The following is a 17,985-nucleotide window of genomic DNA, read 5'->3' on the forward strand; positions in this document are numbered from 1 at the left end:
GCGTCAGGCACCAGCCAGACTAGCGGGGTCATCGGCGTGGAACCGGGCTCATTGCTGTGGCGCCGCACTAATCGGCGCTGCGCCGCGCCAGGCGGCGAGCCAGAATCGCGCACACAAAAATTTGTAACTGGTGGAAAATAACCACCGGAACTGACAGCGGGGCGACCGTGGCCGGGGAGAATAGTGCCTTGGCCATCGGGAGCCCCGTTGCCAATGATTTCTTCGAACCGCACATGAGCACCACGATGCGATCCTCCACGGTCATCCGCGCCAGACCCCCGAGCCACCAGGTAATCGAAAGCATGGCGGCTAGCAGTACGCAGCACAGGGCGAGCAGGCCGAGGATCGTCCAGAGCGTCACCCCCGCCCAGGCACCTTCCGCGGTGGCATTGAGCACGGAAGAGAGCACGATAAGGATAATCGAGGTGTTATCCACCGTGCGCACTAGCCGCGGGTGAGCCCGGAACCAGGTGCCAACCCAGGGCTGGAGGCACTGCCCGATAATAAAGGGCAGGAGCAGCTTGAGGAGCACCGAATTAATAGATCCGGCCGAAGCTCCCTCCACGTGTAGGAAAAGCAGCACGAGCAGCGGGGTGAGGAAAATCCCGGCAATATTGGACACGGTAGCGGAAGTGACGGCAGCGGCCACATTCCCACGGGCAATGGACACCATCGTGACCGAAGATTGGATGGTAGAAGGCAGTAGCGCCAGGTAGAGGAAACCGAGGGCGAATGCCGGGCCCAGGAAAGGTGCCACCAGGTGCCCGAGGGCGAAACCGAGAAGTGGGAAAACGACGTAGGTGCACAGGAATACCAGGCCCTGGAGTTTAATATTGCGCAGCCCAGCGAGCACATCCCGGGTGCGCAGCCGCATCCCGTACACCAGGAAAACGCAGGCCACCGCCAGGTCGGAAACCGTACCCAGGTGCGCCCGGACCGCAGTGGGCGCCGGAATAAGAAGCCCGGCGATCATCGCGAGGATAATGCCGGCCACCAGGGGATCGGGCCGGTAGCGGAGAAGACGTGCTCGGTTACGTGCCATGGGAACCAGCCTAGCGTGAACATTGCACCATCCGGTTATCGAACCTGTGTTCAACCGTGTAAGCTTGGCCGGGTGAGTGATGTTATCCATGTCCAGGGCGCGCGGGAAAATAACCTCCGTAATATCACGGTGGATATTCCCCGCGATCAACTTGTTGTCTTTACCGGGCTTTCGGGCTCCGGTAAATCCTCCCTGGCTTTTGACACCATTTTTGCCGAAGGGCAGCGCCGCTACGTGGAATCGCTGAGCTCCTACGCTCGCATGTTCCTCGGCCAGATGGATAAACCGGATGTGGACCTTATCGAGGGGCTCTCCCCGGCGGTATCCATCGATCAGAAATCCACCAACCGTAACCCGCGCTCCACGGTGGGCACGGTTACGGAAGTCTATGACTACCTGCGTTTGCTCTACGCGCGGGCCGGGGTGCAGTACTGCCCGGAATGCGGCGCGAAAATCACCGCCCAAAGCGCCCAGCAAATCGTGGATACCCTCCTCACCTACCCGGAAGGTACCCGTTTCCAGATTCTCGCCCCGGTGGTGCGTGACCGCAAGGGCGAATACGCGGATGTGTTTACGGATCTCGCCCAGGCCGGCTACACCCGCGCCCGGGTCGATAGCGAAGATATCCGCCTGGATAACCCGCCCAGCCTCGATAAGAAACTGCGCCACAATATTGACGTCGTTGTTGATCGCCTAGTGGTGCGCGAAGGCATCACCAGTCGCCTCACCGATTCGGTAGAACAGGCCCTCGGGCTCTCCTCCGGGCTCATGGTGGTGGAATTCGTGGACGCGGCCGAAGGCGAAGAACGCTCCCGGCGTTTTTCCGAGCACCGCTCCTGCCCGAACGGGCACGCCCTCGCCCTGGAAGAAATCGAACCGCGCACCTTCTCTTTTAACGCCCCCTACGGGGCCTGCCCGGCTTGCGATGGCCTGGGCTCCACCCTGGAAGTGGATCCGGACCTCGTGGTCCCGCATCCGGAGAAAACTCTCCGGGAGGGCGCCATTGCTCCGTGGACGAGCCACCAGGATTTCTTCACCCGCCAGATGGAAGCCCTGGGGGAGGAGCTCGGTTTCGATGTGGATACCCCCTGGCAGGACCTGCCCAAGAAAGCGCGGAAGGCCCTGCTGGAAGGCAATAACTACAAGGTGACCGTCAAATACCGCAATCGCTGGGGCCGGGAAAAAACCTATGCCACCGGCTTCGAGGGAGTCCTCGGCTACGTCAAACGCAAGCACGGGGAAACCGAATCCAGCTGGTCGAAGGAACGCTACGAAGGCTATATGCGGGAAATTGCCTGCTCGGGCTGCCACGGCGCCCGCCTCAAGCCGGATGTGCTGGCGGTGCGCATCGGAAACCTCAATATTTTCGAGCTGTGCTCCCTCGCCATCGACGATGCCAAAGCCTTCCTCGACTCCGTGGAACTCGATGCGCGCCAAGCCCAGATCGCCGCGCAGGTACTGCGCGAAATCCAGGTACGAATGGGATTCCTCGTGGATGTGGGGCTGTCCTACCTCACCCTGGCGCGGGGCGCCTCCACGCTTTCGGGCGGGGAAGCCCAGCGTATTCGCCTGGCCACCCAGATCGGCTCCGGCCTGGTGGGCGTGCTTTATGTGCTTGACGAACCTTCTATCGGCCTCCACCAGCGCGATAACGAAAAACTCATTGGCACCCTCGTCAAGCTCCGCGACCTGGGGAATACCCTTATCGTCGTCGAGCACGATGAAGAAACGATTCGCACCGCCGATTACGTTATTGATATCGGTCCGGGTGCGGGAGAATTCGGGGGGCACGTTGTCTACGCCGGAGACGTTGCGGGCTTGAGTACTTGCGAAGAATCCGTGACCGGTGCCTATCTATCCGGGAAACGTGCCATAACGACGCCGCAGCAGCGGCGCACTGCTGATCCGCAGCGGAAAATCACGGTGCGGGGCGCCCGGGAAAATAACCTCAAAAATGTGGAGGTGTCTTTCCCGCTCTCTACCTTTATCGCGGTAACCGGGGTGTCCGGCTCCGGGAAATCCACCCTCGTCAATCAGATCCTCTATCGTTCCCTAGCGAACCAGCTCAACGGTGCCCACACGGTGCCGGGGCGCCACCGGGAGGTCACCGGGGCCGCGGAGCTCGATAAGGTCGTGCACGTGGATCAGTCACCCATCGGGCGCACCCCGCGCTCGAATCCGGCCACTTACACCGGGGTATGGGATAAAGTGCGTCAGCTCTTCGCCCAAACCCAGGAGGCGAAGGTGCGCGGCTACGGCCCGGGGCGCTTCTCCTTTAACGTTAAGGGCGGTCGCTGCGAAGCCTGCAAGGGCGATGGCACCGTGAAAATTGAGATGAACTTCCTTCCCGATGTGTATGTGCCCTGCGAGGTCTGCCACGGCACCCGTTACAACCGGGAAACCCTGGAAGTGAAGTACCGCGGGAAGAACGTCTCTGAAGTTCTTAATATGACCATTCACGAGGCCGCGGAATTCTTCGATCCCATCACGAATATCACCCGCTATCTCACCACCCTGGAACGGGTGGGCCTGGGCTACGTGCGTTTGGGGCAATCGGCCACCACGCTTTCCGGCGGGGAAGCTCAGCGCGTCAAGCTCGCTTCGGAATTGCACCGCCGCTCCAGTGGCCGCACTGTCTACATCCTGGATGAGCCCACCACGGGCCTGCATTTTGAGGATATTCGCAAGCTTCTCCTGGTGCTGCAATCCCTCGTGGATAAAGGCAATACCGTTATTGTTATCGAGCACAATCTCGATGTCATTAAATGCGCGGATTGGGTTATTGACATGGGGCCGGAAGGTGGCGCCGGCGGGGGCACCGTCGTCGCCACCGGAACCCCGGAACAGATCGCCGCGGTGCCCGAATCCTATACCGGGCAATTCCTCCGCCCCCTCCTGGAGGAGACGCGGAGGTGACCGGCCGTGGCTGATCCACGCAGCTACCGCCCGGCGCCGTCGTCCATTCCCACCGACCCGGGCGTCTACCGTTTCGTGGACGGTGAAGGGCGCATTCTTTACGTCGGGAAAGCGAAGAATCTACGCAACCGGCTCCAGAATTATTTCCAGCCGCCCGAACGCCTCATCCCGCGCATCCGCACCATGGTGCATACCGCCACCAATGTGGTGTGGGTGGTGGTGGGCAGTGAAATCGAGGCCCTCACCCTGGAATACTCCTGGATTAAGGAATTCGAACCGCCCTTCAACGTGATGTTTCGGGATAATAAGTCCTATCCCTACCTGGCGGTTTCCCTGGGGGAGGAGTTTCCGTGCGCCTATATCACCCGAGAAAAGCACCGCAAAGGCACCCTGTACTTCGGGCCGTACACCAAGGTGTGGGCGATCCGGAAAGTGCTGGACGCCCTGCTTCCCGTCTTCACTATGCGCTCGTGTTCCGATGCGGAATTTCGGCGGGGCCAGCGTACCGGCAAGCCCTGCTTCAATACCCATATCGGGCTGTGCAACGGGGCCTGCGCCGGGCTGGTGAGCGCGGCGGAGAATCGCGCCGTTGCCGAAGAATTTGTAAAATTCATGGAATCGGACGGCAGCGATTTTATTCGCGCCCGCACCGCGGAGATGAAAAAAGCAGCTGCCGTGGAAGATTTCGAACGCGCCGCGAAACTACGCGATGAAATCACCGCGATGAAAACCGCAACCGAACGCAATGTTGTGGTCTTCGATTCCAATCTCAACGCCGATATTATCGGGCTGGAATCCGATGAAATTGATGCCTCGGTCCAGATTTTTTATGTGCGCGGCGGGCGAATCCGCGGGCAGCGCGGCTGGGTAACAGAAACCGAAGGTACCGAACCGGCCGATATTATCAACGCGCTGCTCCTCCATATTTACGGCAATCCCGAATATGACTCCTACCGCGGGGTGGGGACCCAGGGGGACCGTACCGTGCGGGCCGGAACCTCCGTTGATGATCGGGACCACGTACCGCCCGGGGCCATCCCGGGGGAGATTTGGGTACCGGTTTTCCCCTCGGATCGGGCCGGGCTGGAACGCTGGCTTTCCGAGCGGCGCGGTGGGCCGGTCCACCTCAAGCGCCCCCAGCGCGGGCCGAAAGCCCAGCTCGCAGATACCGTGCACGCGAATGCCAAGCAGGCTTTTGACCGTAACAAGCTGGCGCGGGCCGCCGATATAACGGTGCGTTCCCAGGCGTTGGAAGAACTGCGCATCGGCCTGGATTTGGATCGCGCCCCGCTGCGCATCGAAGGCTACGATATTTCCCATACCCAGGGCCATCAGCAAGTTGGCTCCATGGTGGTTTTCGAAGACGGACTGAAGAAAACCTCCGATTACCGGCATTTCATTGTGCGCGGGCCGGAAGGCCAGGGGGCCCGTGACGATACCGCCGCAATGGACGAAGTGCTGCGCCGCCGGCTGCGCCGTTTGAACGACGACGCCGCGCACGCCGCCGATGCCGGCGGCGTGGAAGACGAAGGCGCACCCACCGCTGCCCCGCGCCGTTTCGCCTACCGCCCCGACCTCCTCGTGGTGGACGGTGGGCTCCCGCAAGTCAATGCCGCCCAGCGGGTGGTTGATGAGCTCGGCGCCGATGTGCGGGTGGTGGGCCTGGCCAAACGCCTGGAAGAAGTGTGGATTCCGGGGGAGGAGTTCCCGGTTATTTTCCCGCGTACCTCGCCCGCGCTGCGCCTGCTCCAGCAGCTGCGCGATGAATCGCATCGCTTCGCCATTACCTTCCACCGCAAGAAACGCGGCCAGGCGATGACCCGTTCCGCGCTCGACGCCATCCCGGGGCTCGGGCCGGCCAAGCAGAAGAAATTGCTGAGCGCGCTCGGCTCGGTCAAACGGATCCGGGAGGCCAGCGTTGAGGAACTCACCGAAGTATCGGGTATCGGCCCGGTGCTCGCGGCAGCCATTAAGGAAGCACTGGGTGAAGAATAATGGGTTGGCCTCGCGCAAACTGGGCACGGCTGGCCGCTAAGGAAGCATTGCCGGAGGAGTAACGCGGACCGCTCCGTGTGGCATGATGGAGATATGAGTGACACGCGTGACATCAACGATACTTCCCGTATCCCCGCCATCGTTCCAGCCGCGGATTGCAGCACGGAATTACCGCCGGCCAACGTCCCGGAAATCATTATTGTGACGGGGATGTCCGGCGCGGGGCGCTCCCGAGCGGCCGCCACCCTGGAGGACCTCGGCTGGTACGTGGTAGATAATCTGCCGCCGCGCCTGCTCAGCGCCCTGGCCGGGCTGCTCTCCGGAAACGGGAAAGTGACCCGGATGGCCGCGGTGGTGGATGTGCGCTCCCGGGAATTCTTCGCCGAACTCCTGGAAGTCCTCACCGATCTCACGAATAGCGGTATCAATTACCGCATTATCTTCCTGGATGCCGATGATGCCTCGCTGGTACGCCGCTACGAAAGCGTGCGCCGGCCCCACCCGCTCCAAGGCCACGGCCGGCTTTACGACGGCATTACCGCGGAACGTAAACTCCTCACGGATCTGCGCAGCCGCGCCGATTCCGTGATCGATACGTCCCGCCTTTCCGTCCACGATCTTTCCCGGAAAATCCGCCACCTCGTGGGCGAAACCTCCGGAACAGAAGCCACCCGCGTCACGGTTATGTCCTTCGGCTTCAAATACGGCCTGCCGCTGGACGCGGATAATGTGGCCGATGTGCGCTTCCTGCCCAATCCTTACTGGATTTCCGAGCTGCGCCACCTGAGCGGCCACGATGAGCCGGTGGCTCATTTCGTGCTGGAGCAGGATGGCGCGGAAGCTTTTGTGCGGGAGTACTCCCACCTCATCCACACCATCCTGGCCGGCTACGCCCGCGAGCTCAAACCCTTCACCACCATCGCCATTGGCTGCACCGGCGGGAAGCACCGCTCGGTGGCCATCGCGGAAGCGGTATCCGAAGCGCTGCGGGCGGCCGGGCACTCGGTGCGCACCATCCACCGTGATTTGGGGCGCGAATAATGGGCGGGCGCGGTAGTCGCGGCCCGCGCGTCGTCGCCCTCGGGGGCGGTCACGGCCTGTACGCCTCACTTTCGGCCCTGCGACTCATCACCCAAAACATCACCGCCGTGGTCACCGTTGCGGACGACGGCGGCTCCTCGGGGCGCCTACGCGATGAATTCAACGTGATTCCGCCCGGAGATTTGCGCATGGCGCTGTCTGCCTTATGTGACGACGGCGAATGGGGCCAGACCTGGCGCGACGTCCTGCAATACCGTTTCTCCTCCGAAGGCCCCCTCAACGGGCACGCCATGGGGAACCTCCTTATTGTGTCCATGTGGGAACAATTGGGGAGCACAGTTTCCGGTTTGGACTGGGTGGGCCAGCTGCTGCGCATTGACGGGCGGGTGCTGCCCATGTCACCCATCCCGCTGGAAATTGAAGCGCGGGTCATTGATGAGGAAGACGGCCCCCAGCTCTATCGCGGGCAGGTGGCGGTGGCAACGGCCCGCGGCAAAGTGGAGCACGTCAGCCTCATTCCGGAGAATCCTCCCGCCCAGCCCGAAGCAATCGCCGCTATTGACGAAGCCGATTGGATCGTATTCGGGCCGGGCTCCTGGTACACCTCGGTTATTCCCCACCTCATGGTTCCCGATCTGCACGCGGCCCTGGTGCGCTCCCCGGCCCGCCGGGTCCTCGCCCTCAATCTGCGTACCGAGCGCGAAACCTGGGGGATGAGCGCCGCGGATCATATCCGTTCTTTCGCTCGCCACGCCCCTGATCTGCGCATTGACGTGGTGGTGGCCGATCCGCGCAGCGTGGACGATATCGGTGAAGTAGCCGCGGAAGCCGAAGGCATCGGGGCCACTCTCATGCTGCGACAGGTTAGAATGGGCGATAATCGCGCACGTCACGATGCGCTACGTTTGGCCGCTGCCTATCGGGATGCCTTCGAAGGCGTCATAGGAGATTTCTAAATCGGAAGCTCCCGCACGGGGAAGAATCCACAACCGGGATATTCCCCGGTCAGCAACGGTCCCACCATCGAAGGAAGGGGAGTCGTGTCCGCGTTAACACGTACGGTGAAAGATGAGCTAGCCACCGTTACGCCGGCCTCGCTTTCCGCGGCTCTGGCTGAACTCACCGCGATGTTCCGGTACGGCGGGGGATTGGCCGTGCGTTCGCGCACCCTGGAACTGGTGGCCGAAGTGGGCCACCGCCCCACCGCGCAGCGCCTGTGGGAACTGGTGCGCCAGCTTTTCTCCGTGGAACCGGAACTTCTTTCCGTCTCCTCGCAGATGCGCCAGGGCCAGCGTTTCCTGGTGCGCTCCTCGGAAAACACCGAACGCATCGCGGTGAAACTTGGGCTCCTGGATGCGCACGGCCGGCCGGTGCGGGGGCTTCCGCCCGCGGTGGTGGGAGGCTCGAAAGCCGATGCGGGAGCTGCCTGGCGCGGAGCTTTCCTAGCGCGGGGCACCCTCATGGAACCCGGACGCAATGCTTCCCTGGAGATCATTTGCCCGCGCCTCGAGGCGGCCTACGCACTGGGCGGGCTGGCCCGCCGCCTCGATATTCCCTACCGGGTACGCGAATCGCGCGGGGCCCACCGAATCGATATCCGCGGGGGAGAAGCGATCTCCGATATGCTCACCCGCATGGGCGCCAATGACGCCGTGCTACGCTGGGAAGAATTACGTGTGGAACGGGAAGTCCACGGCACGGTTAACCGTCTTGCTAATTTCGACGACGCAAATATGCGCCGCAGTGCCGATGCCGCTGTTATCGCGGTGATCCGGGTCAAGCGAGCTTTTGAAATTCTCGGCACGGATGTGCCGGAGAATTTGCGGGCAGCCGGCGAAGCGCGTATCGCCCACCCGGAAGATTCCCTCAACCTGCTCGGGGAGCAACTCACCCCGCGCGCCACGAAAGATGCGGTGGCCGGGCGCTTGCGTCGGCTGAATTCCATGGCGGATAAACGGGCCAAGGAGCTGGGCATTCCGGACACGATGGCCGCAGTGCGGGCGGCAGGGCACACGGCGATGTCCTAACGCGCGGTAGCGCGTTCGCCGTCGTCGAAAAATAGAACAGTCAAAAATGGGACTAAGGGCGTGTTATGCCGTTCTCAAGTTTCGCTCTGTGCCAAAGCTCGCAAGCTCCTCCTAGCTGGCATTAGCCCCAGCCGAACGTGACCGGTAGAATAGTGAGTGGTTCCGAGAGAAGTTCTCGGACGGACTTCTCAAAGACAAGAAGTCGAGTTGGAAACGCGCTAGCTGGCGCGTGAGGAGGATAAAGAGTGACTGTACGCGTTGCTATTAACGGCTTCGGCCGTATTGGTCGTGCCGCTGTCCGCGCAGCCCTCGCCGAGGGTGCGGATTTCGAGATCGTCGCGGTCAATGACCTGACCGATATCAAGACTCTCGCCCACCTGCTGAAGTATGACACCGCCGGCGGCCGCCTCCCCGTGGAGATTGAAGCAACCGAAGATGGATTCGTGCTCGACGGCAAGAAGATCAAGGTTCTTGCCGAAAAGGATCCGGCCAACCTCCCGTGGAAGGAACTCGAGGTTGATATCGTTCTCGAGTGCACCGGCCGCTTCCGCACCGGTGAAGCCTGCCAGGCTCATATCGAAGCCGGCGCCAAGAAGGTTCTTATTTCCGCCCCGGCGAAGGGTGAAGATGCCACCTTCGTTATCGGCGTGAACTCCGATCAGTACGATCCGGCCAAGCACAATATTATTTCCAACGCTTCCTGCACCACGAACTGCCTCGCCCCGGTGGCGAAGGTCCTCGTGGACAAGTTCGGCGTCAAGAAGGGTCTCATGACCACGATCCACGCTTACACCGCGGATCAGAACCTGCAGGACGGCCCCCACAAGGATCTGCGTCGCGCTCGCGCGGCCGCGCAGAACATGGTCCCCACCACCACCGGTGCGGCCAAGGCCGTGGCTCTGGTTCTCCCCGAACTCAAGGGCAAGCTCGATGGTTACGCCGTGCGCGTCCCCACCATCACCGGCTCCCTCACGGACCTCACCTTCGAAGCTGAGAAGTCCGATGTCACCGTGGAAGAAATCAACGCCGCGATGAAGGAAGCCTCCGAAGGCGCTCTCAAGGGCACCCTCGCTTACACCGAGGATCCCATCGTTTCTTCGGACATCATCGGTGATCACCACCAGTCCATCTTCGATGCCGGCCTCACCAAGGTGATGGACGGCCAGGTCAAGATCGGCGCTTGGTACGACAACGAATACGGCTACGCCGCTTCCCTCGTGAAGCTTGCCAACCTCGTTGCGAGCAAGCTCTAAAGATCAAGCGATGAGCTGATGTGAAGCCCGTGCGTGCGCTAGCGCGCACGGGCTTCCCTACGCGAAAGGAAAAATATGAGGACTATTGAATCGCTCGGTGACCTCACCGGCAAGAAGGTTTTTGTTCGTTCCGATTTCAACGTTCCGCTGGACGGGGATCGCATCACCGATGACGGCCGTATCCGCGCCGCGCTGCCCACCATTAAGCGTCTCCTCGACGCCAAGGCGAAGGTCATCGTTTCCGCACACCTGGGCCGCCCCAAGGGCGAGCCGAAGCCGGAATTCTCCCTCGCTCCGGTAGCCAAGCGCCTGGGCGAACTGCTCGGCCGTGAGGTCCCCCTCGCGGAGGATACCGTGGGCCCGGACGCCAAGGCTAAGATCGAGGCCCTGAACGACGGCGACATCGTGCTGCTCCAGAACGTGCGTTATGACAAGCGCGAAGACTCGAAGGTCGATGCTGACCGCGAAGCTCTCGCCAAGGAATACGCCGCGCTGGCCGATGTGTTCGTTTCCGACGGTTTCGGTGTGGTGCACCGCAAGCAGGCCTCGGTTTACGATATTGCGAAGCTGCTGCCTTCGGCCGCCGGTGAGCTTGTTGCCAAGGAAATTAATTCACTGTCCAAGGCCACCGCGGATCCGGAGCGCCCCTACACCGTGGTGCTGGGTGGCTCCAAGGTGTCCGATAAGATCGGCGTGATTGAGAACCTCCTGGACAAGGCTGATGTTCTCCTCATCGGTGGCGGCATGGCCTTCACCTTCCTGCGCGCCAAGGGCTATGAGATTGGCTCTTCGCTGTGCGAAGATGACCAGATCGAGAAGGCCCGCGAGTACCTGGAGACCGCGTCCAATAAGGGCGTGGAGCTGCTCCTGCCGGTTGACGTCGTCGTCGCCGATAAGTTCGATAAGGACGCTGAGTCCGAAATCGTTTCCGCTTCCGATATGCCCGCCAACGGCATGGGCCTGGACATCGGGCCGGAAACCGTCGCCGAATACGCGGAGAAGATCGCTTCCTCGAAGACGATCGTCTGGAACGGCCCCATGGGCGTCTTCGAGTTCCCGGCCTTCGCCGAGGGCACGAAGGGTGTTGCCCAGGCCATGCAGGATGCCGAAGGCTTCACCATCGTTGGTGGCGGTGACTCCGCGGCGGCCGTGCGCATCCTCGGCTTCGACGAAGAGAAGTTCAACCACATTTCCACCGGCGGTGGCGCTTCCCTCGAATTCCTCGAGGGTAAGACCCTGCCCGGTATCGCTGTTCTGGAGGATTAATGGCACGCACCCCCCTGATGGCGGGTAACTGGAAGATGAATATGGATCATCTTGAGGCTACCCACCTTGTCCAAAAAGTCGCGTGGACCCTGGACGACGCCGGTTTCACCTACGGTGATGTGGATGTGGCGGTTTTCGCCCCCTACACTGATCTGCGTTCCATCCAGACCCTGTGCGAATCGGATGAGCTGCGCATCGCCTACGGTGCCCAGGATGTCTCCGTGCATGACGAAGGCGCCTACACCGGCGAAATCTCTACCTCGATGCTTTCCAAGCTCGGGTGCAGCTACGTCATCGTGGGCCATTCGGAACGGCGCGCCTACCACGGCGAAAGCAATGAACTCATCGGCCAGAAGGCACAGAAGGTTCTTGGCGCTGGCATGACTCCTATCGTCTGCTGCGGTGAAGAACTTGAGGTGCGCAAGGAAGGCCGGCACGTGGAGTACGTCGTCTCCCAGATTGACGAACTCTTCGCCGGTTTCCAGGCCGCGGATATTGCCAAGCTCGTGATCGCCTACGAGCCCATCTGGGCTATTGGCACCGGCGAAGTAGCCACCCCGGAAGACGCCCAGGAAGTCTGCGGCGCCATTCGGGCCCGCATCGAAGAAACCTTCGGTGCGGATGCGGCTGCCGCGGTTCGTATCCAGTACGGCGGGTCGGTCAAGGCTGCTAACGTCCAGGAAATCATGGCCCAGCCTGATGTTGACGGTGCCCTCGTGGGCGGCGCCAGCCTCAAGGCGGAAGAATTCGCGAAGATCGTGATGTTCCGCGGCTAAGGCCATACCGGCTCAGAGCTATAGCTAAAGGGCGGGGCGTGAAAACTCCGGCCTGATCGGTTGATACCGGCTAGCTCCGGGGGGGGGGGGGGGGGGGGGGGGGGGGGGGGGTGGGATTCTTCCCACCCCGCACGTTTTATTTCCCGCAGCCCGGTTCCACCAGGTACACTAACCAAGGACTCTATTACTCTCCGGGTGCACGAAGCACTCGAAAGGACTGGAAATGAAAGCTTTGCTCATTACCTGCGAAGTGCTTATGCTCATCACCAGCATCTTCCTCACGCTCTCCATCTTGCTGCACAAAGGCAAGGGCGGCGGAATCTCCGATATGTTCGGTGGCGGCATTTCCACGTCCATGCGTTCCTCCGGTGTAGCCGAACGCAACCTCAACCGCATCACCGTGGTGCTGGCTCTCATCTGGGGGATTTCCATTATCCTCATCGGCCTCATCGTCAAGGTCGGCATCTAAGCCCTCAGAGTTTTCCCGAGGCGGGAATATAAGCCTTAAGCAGCGGGGCCGGTACGTAAATGATGACGTACCGGCCCTGTTTCCTGCCCTAGATGCTACGCGCCGTGTGCCGCAGTGCTACCCGTGGCTACAGTCTCTGCGTTCGCGGGAGCTTTCACATCCACATCCGCGGGGGAGTAGTCGAGCAGAGGGAGTCCCTTGGTGAGGACCTCGCCGTAGGCGGTATCGGGATTGAGGTCGCGCAGATCCTCGATGAGCATCGCTTCAAGGCTGCGCACCGGCAAAGATACTTCCTGGGGAGCCCGGCCTGGGCGCAGCATCATGCCGTGATCATTGCCCGGGGTGCGATGCAGACTGAGAGCTGCGCCGTCGTTCAAGAAAATCTCCACGCCGGTAATCGGAGCGCCCTCCTGCGGTTCAATCTCCACCGGAACATCCAGGCGCAACCGTAGCCACGCGGCGAGCAAGAAAAGCGAGGAGCGGTGCGGGCGCCCCCATACCTTCGCGCCGGTAATGGTGCGGCCCGGGAATTCATCGACCATGGAAGCGATGTAATTGCGCCACAGGGTGGTGCCCGCCCAGCCCAGGTCGGTATCCCCGGGAACGTAATTGGCGGAAAGATGCTGGAGCGCCAGGGCTGGGTGATCGGCGGTGCGGGTGGTGGTGATGCGGCGCTGCGCGATGCGGCCGGCCGCGGTTGCCGCAGGGTTTTCCGGCATATTCTGAATCCACCACGTCACCACGGGAGTATCGGGGAGCAGCAGCGGGGTCACCAGGGTATCCACGTTCTCCGCGGCACCCGCGTGGGCGCGCAAAATAACGATCTCGGAAGCACCGGCCTCGGATCCGGTGCGGATTTCCGCATCGAGGCGCGCGGTTTCCCCAGCCACGGGAAGCACCGCGATAATCCGCGAAGGATGGGCGCGGGAGGCCCCGGCCGCCGCCTCGAGGGCATCGCGCACCCCGCCCTCGGTATGCGCCACAATAATGAGCGTGAGGACCCTTCCGAGGGCTCCCACCCCGGAAGTTCCGCGCAATTGATCAAGCTGCTGGCCCACCTGGGCGGACGTGGTATCGGCAATATGGTTAATCATGAAGCTTCCTCGGATCTTTCAGGTACGGGATAGGGGCCGCTGAGGGTGCCCGGATACGAACCGCGTAGAGTGCCGGCCTAGGGGCGGCGCCAGGCGTGGCCGTGGGCGGCGAGCATAGCATCGGCACCGGCCGGGCCCCAGGACCCGGGCGCGTAGGTTTCCAGGGACTCCGGATGAGCATCCCAATAGTTTTCCACCTGGTCAATAATCCGCCAGGATTCTTCCACCTCGCGGGTTTGCGGGAAAAGCGGCGGATCGCCCAGTAGCACGTCAAGAATAAGGCGCTCGTAAGCTTCCGGGGTGTACTCGGTAAAAGCGTGGCCGTAGGCGAAGTCCATGGTGACATCACGCAGGCGCATTTCCGAGCCGGGCACCTTGGAACCGAATTTGAAGGTGATACCTTCATTGGGTTGCACCCGGATAACCAGGGTGTTTTGGCCCAGGCCGGCCACGTCCGGGAAGGGCAGGAAGGGTGGGTTGCGGAAGACCACCGCAATTTCGGAAACGCGCCGCCCGAGCCGCTTACCGGTGCGCAGGTAGAACGGCACTCCGGACCAGCGCCGCGTCTCAATCCCCAGGGCAATGGCCCCGTACGTATCGGTCACGGATTCGGCGGGGATACCGTCTTCTTCCCGGTAGCCGCGCACCCACTGGCCGCCCTGCCACCCGCTCGAATACTGCGCCCGCACCGAAGCCTGCGCCGGGCTCCCGAACAGGTGGGTAGCCTCGAGGACTTTCTCCTTTTCGGCCCGCAGCGCATCGGCGTGGAAAGAGGTCGGCTCCTCCATCGCGGTGAGGGCAAGCAGCTGAAGCAGGTGGTTTTGGATAACATCGCGGGTGGCCCCGATACCGTCGTAATACCCGGCGCGCGAACCAATCCCGATATCCTCCGCCATGGTGATTTGCACGTGGTCCACATGCGAAGAATTCCACAGCGGTTCGTAAAGCTCGTTAGCGAAACGCAGCGCGAGGATATTCTGCACCGTTTCTTTACCGAGGTAGTGGTCGATGCGGAAAACCGAATCGTGGGGGAAGACCCCGCTCACCGAAGCATTGAGCTCACGCGCGGAAGCCATATCGTGCCCGAAGGGCTTCTCGATAACCACGCGCCGCCAGCTGCCCGGTGCCCCGCGGTTGAGCCCGGCGTTGGCGAGCCCTTCGGTCACCACCGGGAAAAGGCTGGGCGGAATGGAAAGATAAAAAGCGAAATTACCGCCGGTACCGCGGGTGGCATCCACATCCGCCATGGTGGCGCCGAGAGCGCGGTAGAGTTCCGGATCGTTGTACTGGCCTTCGACCATCCGTAAACCGTCGAGGATTTGGGCCAGGGTGGTGGAGATAACCGGAGTTTGGGCGCCGTTGCGGATGGCCGCTTCGACACTGCGGGCCGCGTCCACGGGACGGCGCGCCACTCCGATAATGGAGAACGACGGCGGCAACAGCCCCCGATTCGCCAGATCGTAGAGAGCAGGAAGAATTTTGCGGTTCGCCAAGTCACCGGTGATGCCAAAAAGAACAATTCCGCAGGGGCCGGCCACCCGCTGGAGGCGGCGGTCAGCGACGGCACGGAGCGGATTACCTGAGGTAGGAGCAACCATAAAATTCCTGTCATGAAAAAGAGGGCGAGAATATGCGCCTGTCTTATGGTAGACGCTTGAGCCGAAAAGGGGCACGGCTGTGTCCATCACGGTGTGCAGCCGGCTCCGGGAGCCGCTGGTGCACCCAGTTCGCGTAAACCGCTTATAGGCCAACGAATAACCTCCGAAGCCGAAACTGTCGCAACTAATCAAGGTCGCGTGACCGGCACAGCGGCCACGCGACCTTGATGATGTTACGCGACTAGCGTGAAACGAGTGCGGTTCCCGCCAGCTAGGTGTTTGCTAACTGTCTGCTAGCCGCCAGCTATCGGTTACGGCAGCTGAGTGCCAGCTACGCCCGCGCTGCTTCGATGGATTCGAGGGCTGCGGACACCACGTGCTCGGCGGTCATCCCGTATTCCTTCATGAGCTCACCGCCGGGGCCGGATTCCCCGTAGGTATTGATACCCACGCTGCGCCCGGCATCGCCAACGTAGCCAGCCCAGCCGAAGGTGGCGCCGGCTTCCACCGATACTCGCGCCTTCACATCGGGGAGGATCACCGCATCGCGGTAGGCCCGGTCCTGAGCTTCGAACCATTCCAGGCAGGGCAGCGAGATAACGCGGGCACCCACGCCCTGTTCCGCGAGGCTCTTCTGCGCCGCTACCGCGAGCTGCACTTCCGAACCGGTGGCCAGCAGCTGCACATCGACCGTCCCGGTGGGGGAGTCCGCCAGCACGTAGCCGCCCTTGAGCACGCCTTCGGTGGAGGTCCCTTCCAGAACCGGCACGCCCTGCCGGGTGAGGATGAGCCCGGTAGGCCCGCCGTCGACCTTCTCCAATGCACCGCGCCACGCGGCCGCGGTTTCATTCGCATCGGCCGGCCGCACAATGTTGAGGCGCGGGATGGCGCGGTAAGCCCACAGGTGTTCGATGGGCTGGTGGGTGGGGCCGTCCTCGCCCACGCCCACCGAATCATGCGTCCACACGAAAATCGAGGGGATATTCATAATGGCCGCCAGGCGGGCCGCGCCGCGCATGTAATCGGAGAACACAAAGAAGGTGCCGCCGTAGGCGCGGGTGAGCCCATCGAGGGTAATTCCGTTAATGATCGCGCCCATGGCGAATTCGCGGATACCGAAGTGGAGGGTACGCCCGTATATATCACCCGAGAACATCTCCGAGGAGCGATGCGCGGGCAGGAAGGAAGGTTCGCCCTTCATCGTGGTGTTATTCGAACCGGCCAGATCGGCCGAACCGCCCCACAGCTCGGGGAGTACCGGGGCCAGGGCATTGAGCACCGCGCCGGAAGCCGCGCGGGTCGCGATCCCCTTGGGATCCGGCTCCCAGCTCGGCAGCTTCTTTTCCCAGCCCTCGGGGAACTTCTTGGCCCGGATGCGATCGTAGAGAGCGGCTTCTTCCGGATGGGAAGCCCGCCACGCTTCGAAGCGCGCATCCCAATCCTTACGGGCCGCGGCTGCCCGCTCCGCCGTATGTGTGCGGGTGTGGGCCAGCACCTCATCGTCCAGCGGGAAATCAATATCCGGGTCGAAGCCCAGAATTTCCTTGGTGGCGCGAATTTCCTCCACGCCCAGGGCCGACCCGTGCGAGGCACCGGTGTTCTGCTTGGTGGGCGCCGGCCAAGCAATGATGGTAGAGAGCTTAATAATGGAGGGCTTATCGGTAACCTGCTGGGCAGCCAGAATCGCATCGTAGAGAGCCTGGACGTCCTCCTGGTAGGAGCCATCCTCCTTAATCCAATTCACGTGCTGGGTGTGCCAGCCGTAGGCTTCGTAACGCGCCAGCACATCCTCACTGAAAGCAATGGAGGTATTGTCCTCAATGGAAATGCGGTTGTCATCGTAAATGAGAATAAGATTCCCCAGCTCCTGGGTGCCCGCCAGCGAGCAAGCCTCACTGGTCACGCCTTCCTGGAGGCAGCCATCCCCGGCAATCACGTACACAAAATGATCGAAAACGGACTGGCCGAGCGGGGTATCCCGGTCAAAAAGCCCGTGGGCGCGCCGGGATGCCATCGCGAATCCCACCGCGGAGGCCAGGCCCTGACCCAGCGGCCCGGTGGTCATTTCCACGCCGTTGGTGTAGCCGTATTCCGGATGCCCGGGAGTCTTGGAGTGGAGGGTGCGCAGCGCCTTAATATCATCAAGTTCCAGACCGTAGCCGGCCAGCAGCAGCTGATTGTATTGCGTGAGGGAGGAATGCCCGGCCGAGAGAATGAAACGGTCACGGCCCACCCACGCAGAATCCGCCGGATCGTGGTTCATGACCCGCTGGTAGAGCAGGTAGGCCGCCGGCGCCAGGGACATAGCCGTTCCCGGGTGCCCATTCCCGGTTTTTTGCACCGCATCCGCGGCCAGCAGCCGGGTGGTATCCACGGCCCGCTGATCAAGCTGCGACCATTCGAGCTTCGCCATTGAATTCTCCTAACATAAGGTTGTGGTTACATGAGATGTGCCACGCACTAGTCTACTGGTCGAGCGGGTTTCGCGCGCCCGGGGCCCACCTTCGT

13 protein-coding genes are annotated in these 17,985 nt (G+C 62.0%); 9 read left to right on the forward strand and 4 right to left on the reverse strand.

Features of this window, described 5'->3' with window-relative positions; genetic code table 11:
* Positions 1-67: 67 nt before the first annotated feature.
* Positions 68-1,042 carry a bile acid:sodium symporter family protein gene (locus tag ACRQDJ_RS02780; RefSeq protein WP_284896915.1) on the reverse strand — a complete coding sequence of 325 codons (975 nt, stop codon included), beginning with the start codon at positions 1,040-1,042 and terminating at the stop codon, positions 68-70.
* A 72-nt stretch (positions 1,043-1,114) separates the two neighbouring features.
* Between ACRQDJ_RS02780 and uvrA the strand changes: the two genes are divergently transcribed.
* From uvrA to secG, 9 genes are all read left to right on the forward strand, one after another.
* On the forward strand, positions 1,115-3,958 hold the full coding sequence (gene uvrA, locus ACRQDJ_RS02785; protein ID WP_284896914.1) for an excinuclease ABC subunit UvrA: 2,844 nt from the start codon (positions 1,115-1,117) through the stop codon (positions 3,956-3,958).
* 6 nt (positions 3,959-3,964) lie between these two features.
* Positions 3,965-5,953 (forward strand): excinuclease ABC subunit UvrC, encoded by a 1,989-nt coding sequence (uvrC, locus tag ACRQDJ_RS02790; RefSeq protein ID WP_284896913.1) that lies wholly within the window; start codon positions 3,965-3,967, stop codon positions 5,951-5,953.
* A gap of 93 nt (positions 5,954-6,046) precedes the next feature.
* A complete protein-coding gene (gene rapZ, locus ACRQDJ_RS02795; protein ID WP_284896912.1) occupies positions 6,047-6,994 on the forward strand; it encodes an RNase adapter RapZ in 948 nt (315 codons plus the stop codon).
* Complete coding sequence (locus ACRQDJ_RS02800; RefSeq protein ID WP_435717769.1) at positions 6,994-7,950, forward strand: gluconeogenesis factor YvcK family protein; 957 nt, start codon at positions 6,994-6,996, stop codon at positions 7,948-7,950. Before rapZ ends, ACRQDJ_RS02800 begins: the two co-directional genes overlap by 1 nt.
* 84 nt (positions 7,951-8,034) lie before the next feature.
* Entirely contained in the window at positions 8,035-9,021 is a 987-nt protein-coding gene (gene whiA, locus ACRQDJ_RS02805; protein WP_087070770.1) for a DNA-binding protein WhiA, read from the forward strand.
* A gap of 245 nt (positions 9,022-9,266) precedes the next feature.
* Positions 9,267-10,274: a type I glyceraldehyde-3-phosphate dehydrogenase gene (gap, locus tag ACRQDJ_RS02810; protein ID WP_026429334.1), complete on the forward strand. Its 1,008-nt coding sequence runs from the start codon at positions 9,267-9,269 to the stop codon at positions 10,272-10,274.
* A 75-nt stretch (positions 10,275-10,349) separates the two neighbouring features.
* Positions 10,350-11,540 carry a phosphoglycerate kinase gene (locus tag ACRQDJ_RS02815; RefSeq protein ID WP_026429335.1) on the forward strand — a complete coding sequence of 397 codons (1,191 nt, stop codon included), beginning with the start codon at positions 10,350-10,352 and terminating at the stop codon, positions 11,538-11,540.
* The gene (gene tpiA, locus ACRQDJ_RS02820; protein ID WP_026429336.1) at positions 11,540-12,316 is read left to right on the forward strand and encodes a triose-phosphate isomerase; all 777 of its coding nucleotides are present in this window, start codon (positions 11,540-11,542) and stop codon (positions 12,314-12,316) included. Before ACRQDJ_RS02815 ends, tpiA begins: the two co-directional genes overlap by 1 nt.
* 223 nt (positions 12,317-12,539) lie before the next feature.
* Positions 12,540-12,785, forward strand: a complete 246-nt coding sequence (gene secG, locus ACRQDJ_RS02825; RefSeq protein WP_016442760.1) for a preprotein translocase subunit SecG — start codon at positions 12,540-12,542, stop codon at positions 12,783-12,785.
* A 95-nt stretch (positions 12,786-12,880) separates the two neighbouring features.
* Here secG and ACRQDJ_RS02830 read toward each other — a convergent pair whose 3' ends face one another.
* The 3 genes from ACRQDJ_RS02830 to tkt all read right to left on the reverse strand — a co-directional run bounded on the left by ACRQDJ_RS02830 (position 12,881) and on the right by tkt (position 17,890).
* Complete coding sequence (locus tag ACRQDJ_RS02830; RefSeq protein ID WP_284903255.1) at positions 12,881-13,879, reverse strand: glucose-6-phosphate dehydrogenase assembly protein OpcA; 999 nt, start codon at positions 13,877-13,879, stop codon at positions 12,881-12,883.
* Between the two features lie 77 nt (positions 13,880-13,956).
* Positions 13,957-15,477, reverse strand: coding sequence for a glucose-6-phosphate dehydrogenase (gene zwf / locus ACRQDJ_RS02835; RefSeq protein ID WP_087070771.1), 1,521 nt, complete (start codon positions 15,475-15,477; stop codon positions 13,957-13,959).
* Positions 15,478-15,808: 331 nt separating this feature from the next.
* Complete coding sequence (tkt, locus tag ACRQDJ_RS02840; RefSeq protein ID WP_284903256.1) at positions 15,809-17,890, reverse strand: transketolase; 2,082 nt, start codon at positions 17,888-17,890, stop codon at positions 15,809-15,811.
* Between the last annotated feature and the right edge of the window lie 95 nt (positions 17,891-17,985).

The organism is Actinotignum urematis (genome assembly GCF_051264595.1).
Taxonomy (GTDB): Bacteria; Actinomycetota; Actinomycetes; order Actinomycetales; family Actinomycetaceae; genus Actinotignum; species Actinotignum timonense_A.

Excerpts from the sequence above, each read along its gene's own strand:
- ACRQDJ_RS02780 (WP_284896915.1), bottom strand. The coding sequence starts at position 1,042 with ATGGCACGTAACCGAGCACGTCTTCTCCGCTACCGGCCCGATCCCCTG.
- rapZ (WP_284896912.1), top strand. The coding sequence starts at position 6,047 with ATGAGTGACACGCGTGACATCAACGATACTTCCCGTATCCCCGCCATC.
- ACRQDJ_RS02800 (WP_435717769.1), top strand. The coding sequence starts at position 6,994 with ATGGGCGGGCGCGGTAGTCGCGGCCCGCGCGTCGTCGCCCTCGGGGGC.
- ACRQDJ_RS02815 (WP_026429335.1), top strand. The coding sequence starts at position 10,350 with ATGAGGACTATTGAATCGCTCGGTGACCTCACCGGCAAGAAGGTTTTT.
- tpiA (WP_026429336.1), top strand. The coding sequence starts at position 11,540 with ATGGCACGCACCCCCCTGATGGCGGGTAACTGGAAGATGAATATGGAT.
- secG (WP_016442760.1), top strand. The coding sequence starts at position 12,540 with ATGAAAGCTTTGCTCATTACCTGCGAAGTGCTTATGCTCATCACCAGC.
- ACRQDJ_RS02830 (WP_284903255.1), bottom strand. The coding sequence starts at position 13,879 with ATGATTAACCATATTGCCGATACCACGTCCGCCCAGGTGGGCCAGCAG.
- zwf (WP_087070771.1), bottom strand. The coding sequence starts at position 15,477 with ATGGTTGCTCCTACCTCAGGTAATCCGCTCCGTGCCGTCGCTGACCGC.
- tkt (WP_284903256.1), bottom strand. The coding sequence starts at position 17,890 with ATGGCGAAGCTCGAATGGTCGCAGCTTGATCAGCGGGCCGTGGATACC.